This is a genomic window from Fulvivirga aurantia (genome assembly GCF_009711475.1).
GTDB classification, from domain to species: domain Bacteria; phylum Bacteroidota; class Bacteroidia; order Cytophagales; family Cyclobacteriaceae; genus Fulvivirga; species Fulvivirga aurantia.
Map to the genome: position 1 here is coordinate 1 of NZ_SMMD01000819.1, position 9,492 is coordinate 9,492.

The 9,492-nt window shown below is 40.4% G+C and carries 10 protein-coding genes; 5 read left to right on the plus strand and 5 right to left on the minus strand.

Features of this window, described 5'->3' with window-relative positions; all coding sequences use genetic code 11:
* The 3 genes from E1176_RS11420 to xerD all read right to left on the minus strand — a co-directional run.
* Positions 1-2,441: FtsK/SpoIIIE family DNA translocase (locus tag E1176_RS11420; RefSeq protein ID WP_155210743.1), on the minus strand; the 2,441-nt coding region annotated here is incomplete at its 3' end.
* A gap of 96 nt (positions 2,442-2,537) precedes the next feature.
* Entirely contained in the window at positions 2,538-3,572 is a 1,035-nt protein-coding gene (locus E1176_RS11425) for a quinone-dependent dihydroorotate dehydrogenase (protein WP_185152763.1), read from the minus strand.
* Positions 3,573-3,617: 45 nt separating this feature from the next.
* Positions 3,618-4,517, minus strand: coding sequence for a site-specific tyrosine recombinase XerD (gene xerD / locus E1176_RS11430; protein WP_155210744.1), 900 nt, complete (start codon positions 4,515-4,517; stop codon positions 3,618-3,620).
* Positions 4,518-4,547: 30 nt separating this feature from the next.
* Between xerD and aroQ the strand changes: the two genes are divergently transcribed.
* The 4 genes from aroQ to rnhA are packed head-to-tail and all read left to right on the plus strand — an operon-like array spanning position 4,548 to position 7,122.
* Entirely contained in the window at positions 4,548-4,973 is a 426-nt protein-coding gene (aroQ, locus tag E1176_RS11435) for a type II 3-dehydroquinate dehydratase (protein ID WP_155210745.1), read from the plus strand.
* The gene (locus E1176_RS11440) at positions 4,970-6,028 is read left to right on the plus strand and encodes an aminotransferase class V-fold PLP-dependent enzyme (RefSeq protein WP_155210746.1); all 1,059 of its coding nucleotides are present in this window, start codon (positions 4,970-4,972) and stop codon (positions 6,026-6,028) included. Before aroQ ends, E1176_RS11440 begins: the two co-directional genes overlap by 4 nt.
* Positions 6,029-6,085: 57 nt before the next feature.
* The gene (locus E1176_RS11445; protein WP_155210747.1) at positions 6,086-6,661 is read left to right on the plus strand and encodes a MarC family protein; all 576 of its coding nucleotides are present in this window, start codon (positions 6,086-6,088) and stop codon (positions 6,659-6,661) included.
* Positions 6,658-7,122 carry a ribonuclease HI gene (gene rnhA, locus E1176_RS11450; RefSeq protein WP_155210748.1) on the plus strand — a complete coding sequence of 155 codons (465 nt, stop codon included), beginning with the start codon at positions 6,658-6,660 and terminating at the stop codon, positions 7,120-7,122. Before E1176_RS11445 ends, rnhA begins: the two co-directional genes overlap by 4 nt.
* 14 nt (positions 7,123-7,136) lie before the next feature.
* Here rnhA and E1176_RS11455 read toward each other — a convergent pair whose 3' ends face one another.
* Positions 7,137-7,613 (minus strand): DUF456 domain-containing protein, encoded by a 477-nt coding sequence (locus tag E1176_RS11455; RefSeq protein ID WP_155210749.1) that lies wholly within the window; start codon positions 7,611-7,613, stop codon positions 7,137-7,139.
* Positions 7,614-7,646: 33 nt separating this feature from the next.
* Between E1176_RS11455 and E1176_RS11460 the strand changes: the two genes are divergently transcribed.
* Complete coding sequence (locus tag E1176_RS11460; RefSeq protein WP_155210750.1) at positions 7,647-8,168, plus strand: hypothetical protein; 522 nt, start codon at positions 7,647-7,649, stop codon at positions 8,166-8,168.
* On the opposite strand, the gene E1176_RS11465 is transcribed toward E1176_RS11460, so the two are convergent.
* Positions 8,165-9,492 (minus strand): saccharopine dehydrogenase family protein (locus tag E1176_RS11465; protein WP_155210751.1); only part of this gene is annotated, 1,328 nt, incomplete at its 5' end. The genes E1176_RS11460 and E1176_RS11465 overlap by 4 nt on opposite strands.

Sequence of the window (9,492 nt, forward strand, 5' to 3'; positions counted from 1 at the left end):
ATTAAAACTTCACGAGCTTTGCTTCCCTCAAACGGACCAACTATTCCAGCGGCCTCTAATTGATCAATAAGTCGACCAGCTCGGTTATATCCCAATTTAAGCTTACGCTGAATGAGTGAGGTGCTGCCTTGCTGGTGCATCACTATCAGTCGCGCTGCATCGTCAAATAAGGCATCCCGGTCTGACAAATCGACTTCTCCTACTGAAGAAGAGTCATCGTCTCCTGTAAACTCAGGTAACTGATAAGCAGTTTCGTAGCCTCTTTGTTCACCGATATAATCACAAATTGTTTCTACTTCTGGTGTATCGACAAAAGCGCACTGTATCCTTACGATGTCGCTACCTTGTGATAGTAGCATATCTCCCATACCTACCAATTGGTCGGCACCACCAGTATCCAGAATTGTTCGTGAGTCAATTTTTGAAGTCACCCTAAAAGATAAACGCGCAGGGAAATTTGCTTTGATTACACCTGTAATCACGTTTACTGAAGGTCGCTGAGTAGCAACAACTAAGTGAATACCAATAGCTCTTGCCAGTTGTGCCAGTCGGGCGATTGGTGTTTCCACTTCCTTACCGGCTGTCATCATAAGGTCTGCTAACTCATCTATAACCAATACGATATATGGTAAAAATCTATGGCCCTTATCCGGGTTGAGTTTTCTATTAATAAATTTGGCGTTGTACTCTTTCAAGTTTCTCGCCCCACCTGCCTTGAGCAGATCGTATCGCCTGTCCATCTCAATACACAAAGAGTTAAGGGTATTTACCACTTTTTTGGTATCGGTAATAATAGCTTCCTCACTGTCGGGCAGTTTGGCTAAAAAGTGTCTTTCTATCTTATTGAAGAGAGAAAGCTCTACCTTTTTGGGGTCTACCAACACAAACTTAAGCTGAGAAGGGTGTTTCTTATATAATAATGAGGTAAGCAACACATTGAGACCGACTGATTTACCCTGGCCGGTAGCTCCCGCCATAAGAATGTGTGGCATTTTTGCCAGGTCAATGACTTGTACCTCATTTGAGATGGTGCGCCCAAGAGCTACTGGCAGCTCCTTATCGCTCTTCATAAACTTCTCAGTAGCAAGCACCGATTTGATGCTTACCATCTCACGATTTTTGTTTGGCACCTCAATACCGATTGTACCTTTACCAGGGATCGGGGCAATTATCCTGATACCAAGTGCAGCCAAACTCAAGGCGATATCGTCCTCAAGGTTTTTGATTTTAGAAATTTTCACCCCTGCCTCAGGCACTATTTCATATAGTGTAACAGTTGGGCCAATTGTCGCCTTTATACTGCTAATTCCGATTTTGAAATTAACTAATGTTTCTAAAATCCTGTCTTTGTTCTGCTCCAGCTCCTCTTTGGTGACTTTTACCTTGCCAGAGTCATAGTCGTTGAGCAGGTCGATGGTTGGGTATTTATAAGAACCGAGGTCGAGTGTAGGGTCGTAGTTTTCCTGAGCGCTTACACTTTTCTCGGTCTTTTGTTCTGTATCTATAGAAAAAACCGGTTCTTCCGGTTTTTCCTCCTTTTCTGGCAGCGTAACGTCAAGCTCAACGGAAGGCTTATTCTCAGCTTTTTTAGGTTCTTCTGATTTTAGGATAATTTCTTCCTCAACTTTGACCTCCTCTTCATTTGCCTCTGCTTTAATTTCTTTCTCTTCTTCTTTTCTTTCTACCCATTTGTCATCTTCATCTAAATATTGAGCATTGGTGTCTACATCAAACTTTTCTGATTTAATCTCCTGTACAGTGTCGCCAAGGTTCTTTTCTATACCTCCCACACCATCTTTTATCTTGCCTTTGAAGCCAAGCATGGTAGTAACGTTGAAGAAGTAAATAATGAATACCAATAGAGAAAAGGACAACAGTAAAATGGTACCCCAGCCAATAAGTCCTTCCAGCACGATTGATAGTTCGTATCCTACGCCTCCACTGAGGAAGCCCCACTCTGATACTCCATCGGTATTAAATACCAAATAGCCCAAAAGAATGCTCAGCCAAAAGGTAAAAAACAGACAGAATACAAATGTTGAGTATACAGAAACTATTTCTCTCTTGAAGACAACTTTATAACCTGCTAAAAATAAAAATGGAGGTGTGAAAAACGCAGCTAGTCCAAACCACTTAAATATAAAGTAATGAGAGATCAGAGCACCATATAAGCCTAACCAGTTTTCTGCCTCTCGCCCAGATTGAATTACACCGGTTTCGTTCATAGCCTCGACCACACTTTGATCTGCCTTACCAGTAAAAAGGTAAGAGATAAAGGCTGTTACCAGATACAACGAGCTTATAAGTAAGAAGAACCCGACAGATAGTTGAAAGCGCTTGTCCTTCAAAAAGCCTAAACTTAGGTTGAGCTTTCTTTTCTTACTTCCTTTACTTTTAGTACTACTTTTAAATGTGTTTGATTTATATGTGTTTTTGGCCATTCTTTCAAAAATACAAAGCTTAGTGATATTTTGAAACGACTGCTATTTCAGTAATATTTTGGAAATATTAGAAATTGAGTCGTTAAATCCTAACTGCTATTTTACCTCAAGCAGTTTTTTATTGATCTGTTTTACTAGTTGTGGGCCTTCGTAAATAAAGCCCGTGTACAGCTGCACAAGTGATGCGCCCGCTTCAAACTTTTCGATAGCATCTTCTGCAGTCATGATACCTCCCACGCCTATTATTGGTAAGTCAGGGCCCAGTTGTGTTCTTAAAAATTTGATCACGGCTGTAGACTTGTCTTTCACAGGAGCGCCACTCAAGCCACCGGCACCAATCGCTTCAACTTCTGATTTTGACACTGTGAGTCCTTCTCTCGAGATGGTAGTGTTAGTTGCTATCAAACCGTCCAGCTTGACCTCTTTGGTTATTTCAACGATATCAATTAATTGCTCTTCGGTAAGATCAGGAGCAATCTTCAATAAAATCGGCTTTGGTTGCTTTTTAGTCTCATTTCGCTGTTTTAGACTCAGTAATAAAGCTTTAAGCGGCTCCTTGTCTTGCAAAGCCCGTAAATTGGGCGTGTTTGGAGAGCTTACATTCACCACAAAGTAATCAACCACAGGAAATAGCGACTCAAAAGCCATTGCGTAATCTCTGCCCGCCTCTTCGTTGGGGGTAACTTTGTTTTTACCAATATTGCCTCCTACAATCACTTTCGATTTTCTTCTTTTAAGTCTTTCAACAGCGTTTATTACTCCCTCATTATTAAAGCCCATTCTATTGATAATACCTTTATCTTGGGGTAGTCTGAACAGGCGAGGTTTCTCATTTCCCGGCTGACCTTCGGGGGTAAGCGTACCTATTTCAATAAAGCCAAACCCCATGCAGGAGAGCTCATCGATTAGCTTTGCATCTTTATCAAAACCTGCAGCCAAGCCAACCGGGTTGTCAAAAGTAATCCCAAAAAACTCGCGCTTTAGTGATCTACTTTTCACACCATAGATACCTTTCCAAATAGACTTTACACCAGGAAGGCTCCCAAAGAATTTCAATGCAGAAAAAGTAAAATGATGGACTTTCTCTGGATCGAATTGAAAAAGGATTGGTCGGATGAGGGATTTATACACTATATAAGATTTTGGTTACTCTTGGCGGCAAAGATAAAAATTAACTCAACTCCTCGGATGAAAATCCTGAATGACTTGCCTTAAATAATCACGATCGAGGTGGGTATAAATCTCAGTGGTAGTGATAGATTCATGACCAAGCATTTCCTGTACCGCACGCAAATCAGCTCCACCTTCTATTAAGTGCGTGGCAAAAGAGTGTCTAAATGTATGTGGACTCACATTTTTTTTCATGCCAATGGCCTTTGCCAAATTTTTGATGATGGTAAATATCATTACTCGTGTGAGCTGCCTCCCTCTCCTATTAAGAAATGCATAATTTTCATGTCCGTCTTTTATATCAAGATGCACGCGTACCTCCTCAATATATATTTTGAGATGCTTCATGGCGTCCTTCCCAATAGGCACAAGCCGCTCTTTGTTGCCTTTTCCCACTACTCGCAAAAAGCCAATATCAAAATATATATTGCTGAGCCTTAAGTCGACCAGCTCAGACACCCTCAGACCTGAACTATATAAAACCTCCAGAATAGCCCTGTTTCTCGGCCCTTCCGGCTTGCTCATATCAATGGCTGCCATTAGGTCAACAATCTCATGATAGCTAAGTGTGTCAGGTAGTTTTCGGCCTAGCTTCGGGCCTTCAATCAAAACCGTGGGATCTTTCTCGATCAGATCCTCAAACATGAGGTACTTATAAAAAGCTTTAATACCCGAGAGTACCCTCGCCTGGCTATGTGCCGTCATGCCGAGCTCATTGATATACTCAATAAAATTTTGCAGATGAAGCGCCTCTATTTTATGTGGTGAAACATCCAAATTGGACAATTCAACAAACTGTTTTAGCTTTATGATGTCTCGAATATAGGCTTCAACAGAGTTGTCTGATAATGAGCGCTCTAGCTTGAGGTAGTTTTTAAATTGCCTTATTTGTAAGTCCCAATTCATTAAAAAAATTGTATATCAAACGGAAAATTAATGAAAATCATAATCATAAATGGGCCTAACCTCAACCTGTTAGGAAAAAGAGAGCCTGAAATCTATGGAGACCAAAGCTTTGATCAATTTTTTGAAAATATAAAATCAAAATTTCCTGACATTCATCTGGATCATTTTCAGTCTAATATTGAAGGTGAAATCGTTAATAAATTGCAGCAAGTAGGCTATTCTTATGATGGCATCATACTCAATGCTGCAGCTTACACACATACATCTGTGGCAATTTCAGATGCAATTGCTGCTATTGAGTCGCCCGTATTAGAAGTACACATTTCTAATATTTATGCGCGTGAAGAATTCAGACATAAAAGTATAATCAGTGCTAATTGTATTGGGATGATCTCAGGCCTCGGTATTGAGGGATATCTATTGGCGCTTTCTTATTTTAAGAATCACAAATCATGATTAGTTTTTATCCTGGTCCTTCCAAGGTATATGAGCAGATACCTAAATATGTAAAAGATGCATATGCCGATGGTGTTATGAGTATCAATCACCGGAGTGAAGAGTTTATGAAAATCTCATCATCGACCATCTCTTTGCTTAAAGAAAAGCTATTTATACCTGAAGATTATACAGTATTCTTTGCTTCATCTGCTACAGAGTGCTGGGAAATAATTACGCAGTCATTGATTGACAATACCAGCTATCATTTCTTCAACGGGGCATTTGGCGAGAAATGGTTTGAATACACCAAGAAACTTCATAAACTAAGCATAGGTTACAGATTTAATATTGAGGCAGAATTAAAAATTGGTGACATGGACCTTTCCTCAGAAAAAGGAATGATCTGCATCACTCAAAACGAAACCTCAAACGGCACAAGGGTAAGCACAAAAAGAATTGCTAAAGTGAGAAAGCAATATCCCAACCATTTGATAGCTGTAGATGCTACATCATCAATGGGAGGTGTCGAGCTTAAATTTGCTGATGCTGATGTTTGGTATGCCTCTGTACAAAAATGTTTCGGACTCCCAGCCGGAATGGCGGTTATGATTTGTTCGCCTCAGGCGATAAAAAAGGCTTTGGAAATCAATGAGCGTAAACATTACAACAGCCTACCTTTTATGATAGATAAAATGCAGGACTGGCAAACAACCTATACTCCCAATGTCTTGAATATTTACCTGCTCCAACGTGTGCTTCAGAAAGTCAAGCCTATTGATGAAGTTCACAAAAAACTTAAAACCAGACTCAAAAAGCATTTAAAAACAGTAGATAAACTAAAGGGCATGAAACTTCTGGTTAAAAACCCCCGAGTGCGATCACATACAGTGGTACCGGTTAGTGGTGAACCAGAGTTGATAAAACGTGTAAAGCAAAAAGCAAAAGATGAGGGTTTCCTTCTTGGAAACGGATATGGAAGCCATAAGGAAAACACTTTTAGAATAGCCAATTTCCCGGCTATTAAAGCAAAAGAAATGAAGGCTCTCCACGAATTTCTTACAGCTGTAGACTAGCAGAAGTTTGTCTGATAAATACTGTTTTGGTGGGAGGTTTTTTTCTTACTTTGCACCATGTTTAATTTCAAGGACATCTTTTCCGTAACACTGATTTTATTTTCAGTAATTGATATACTTGGCTCGGTGCCAATTATCATCAACCTAAGAAAAAAGGAGGGCAAAATACACTCCGGTCGTGCCACCATCATTTCTGGTGCACTTATGATTGTATTCCTTTTTCTGGGTCAATCGATTCTACAATTATTCGGTCTTGATGTTGGCTCATTTGCCGTAGCAGGTGCCATTATCATGTTTCTATTAGCGATAGAAATGATATTGGGGGTTACGTTGTTTAAAGATGATCCTGATGCTACCGGGGCTGGCTCGGTAGTACCCCTGGCATTTCCCCTAATAGCCGGTGCAGGTACGCTTACCACAATATTATCTATCAGAGCGGTTTATGAAACGCCAAATATCTTAGCAGGAATAGTCATCAACTTACTTTTTGTCTATCTGGTACTAAAGTCTACCAACTGGCTTGAAAGAAAATTGGGGAAATCAGGCTTCAGCATATTACGAAGGGTATTTGGAATTATCCTACTTGCCATTGCCGTTAAACTCTTCAAAGAGCACATAAACTTCATTCAATGATTGTAATTTACACAGATGGTGCCGCAAAAGGCAACCCGGGCCCGGGTGGCTATGGCACCGTCATGATGACGAAAGTAAACGGTAAAAATTACCGCAAGGAGCTCTCAGAAGGCTTTAGGAATACTACAAATAATAGAATGGAGCTGCTGGCCGTCATAAGAGGCCTTGAGGCTTTAAAAAAAGATGGGCAAAATGTAACGATCTACTCAGACTCTAAATATGTGGTTGAGGCTGTAGAAAAGGGTTGGATATGGAACTGGCAAAAGAAAAACTTTGCTAAAAAGGCTAATGTCGACCTATGGAAATCATTTATCCCTCTTTATAATAAGCACAACATCAAATTCAAATGGGTGAAAGGTCATGCCGGGATTCCGGAAAATGAAAGGTGTGATCAATTAGCTGTGGCTGCGGCAGAAAGTGGTGATCTGAAAATTGATGAAGGGTATGAGGCAATAAAGTAGGATCTTCAAAAGTCTTAAAATATTGCCTGCACAAAGTAAAATATCATCACACAGCTTGCTGTTAACTTTATAAATGTACCAAACAGAAAACCTATAAAAGAGCCTATTGCTGCCTTTCCGGCTTGCTTGGAGTTTTTCCCTGATAAGAGCTCACCAATTAAAGCACCTGCTATCGGCCCGATTATTATCCCGAAAGGTGGAAATATAAAAATGCCTAGTATAAGGCCAATTACGGTGCCCCAAATTCCCCATTTACTACCTCCAAAGCGCTTGGTACCGTAAACGGGAATCACATAATCCAGCGCAACAACACCTATTGTGATGGCCAGCCAAAGCAACATGAAGTTTGTAGAAAACGGGCTATCAGCGGTTAGTTGTAGCAACAATAAACCTATATAATTTAGCGGTGGACCTGGCAGCACTGGCAACAAACAGCCAATCAACCCAACGATCATCAAAATACTGCCTAATATTATCCAGACTACATCCATTTGATATAAATTTAAAATCTCAAATTACGGAAAATGGATATAAAAACGGCACTACTTCAAGAGCACAGTAGAAATCAGGCAGAAAAAATAGCTCAATACATCGGTAGTAATGAAGAAAAGTTTGCTGAGCTCATGACCCTGTTTTTTAGTGACACATACCGTGTTACACAAAGAGCTGCATGGCCTATGAGTATTTGTAGTGACGAGCACCCGGAATTAATAAGGCCTTACCTGAAGCAAATGATTAATAGCCTTTCTGCCACAGTCCATGTTGCGGTCAAACGAAATACAGTAAGGGCCCTTCAAAATATTGATATCCCGGAAGAGCTCAGAGGCATAGCTGCCGAAAATTGCTTTAATCTTTTAGCTTCTGGTGATGAACCCATCGCGGTTAAAGTATTTGCAATGACCGTACTTGCCAATATCTGTAAAATAGAGCCAGACTTATCCCACGAATTGAGAATTTTGATAGAAGACCAAATGCCTTATGGATCAGCCGGTTTCAAAAGTAGAGGCAATAAAATTTTAAAGCAACTTGATAAACTGGTGCGTTAATCAACAAGCTTCTCACTCATTTCAAAACCCATATCCTCCAACTCTTTCAGTATTGGGGTATAAATTTCCTTTTTAATCGGGATGTGAACACCCGACAGAGCGATTTGCTTTTGCAAAATAAGTTTGGCAGCAATTCCAACAGGCAGACCAACAGTTTTAGACATGGCCGTGTCGGTAGCATCATCACCTATAGCCACAAAAGTACTGTGCACCTCATGTTTTTCCTTCTCCTTAGTTAGGAACTCAAATTTGTGCCACATTACGATCATATCCTTATCTTCTGGCTGTAGCTTCCATTTCTTATTTAGAATATGCTCTAATATTTGAGCAGGAGTACCTTTGTCTAAACCAACGAGTGTATCGTCAAATATCCCCGCCCATTTTAGCCTGTGCATCTCGGGTCCATCCAGATCCAGGCTTAAGTAGTGCGCAAGCTTAAGCTCCACTGAGTCATGTGGATTATAAGACAGAAATGAGTTAATAAATGCACGATGAGTCATCTTATCGACAGACTCCATCATGTACGTATCATCTGTAGCACCTAGCTGTACAAATACATCCCAGGTACGGCAAAATCCAGGTCGTCTAAATGTACCTCGATAGATGGTCTTGATACCTCGCAAATTGTAAACATCGAGGTATTTTAATGAGTCTCTATTGGCATAGCCTTCAAAATAACCATAGCCCGGTATATGCACTTGCTCTGTTCTTCTAAAGAGCTTGTGATAAGGAATGAACTTATAAGTACCTTCTTGAATAAACTTCACAATCCCCTGTCCGGCTAAAACAACATTTCTCGGATTCCAGGTAAATTTATATTCCCACGGATTCTCAGGATCAGTTTCTGGAGAAAGCAATCCACCGGTAAAACTTTCAAAGGCCGTAAGCTCCCCGCCTTCTTCTCTTATCTGATCAATGACTTTCATAGCAGACATATGATCTATACCTGGATCGAGACCACACTCATTGAGCAGCATAACTCCTTTTTGCTGAGCTTTTTCATCCAACGCCTTCATCTCATCAGACACGTAAGATGCCGTAACCATATGCACACCGCTTTCTACACACAGTTCGGCTACGATAGGGTGAAATTTGGCAGGAAGCATAGAGATCACAAGATCAGCTTTAGCTATTTCCTCTTTTCTTTGAGATTCGTTTAAGATATCAAACTGAAATGCAGTGCAGGAATCATGGCCTTCACACTTTTCTTCTGCCAATTCCAAGGAATAGTCACCGACTCTTATTTGCCAGCTTTCTTGTCCTGCCAGATTCTTTGAATAATCGATAAGAGAGGTAGCAGAGCGACCTGCACCTAGAATGAGTA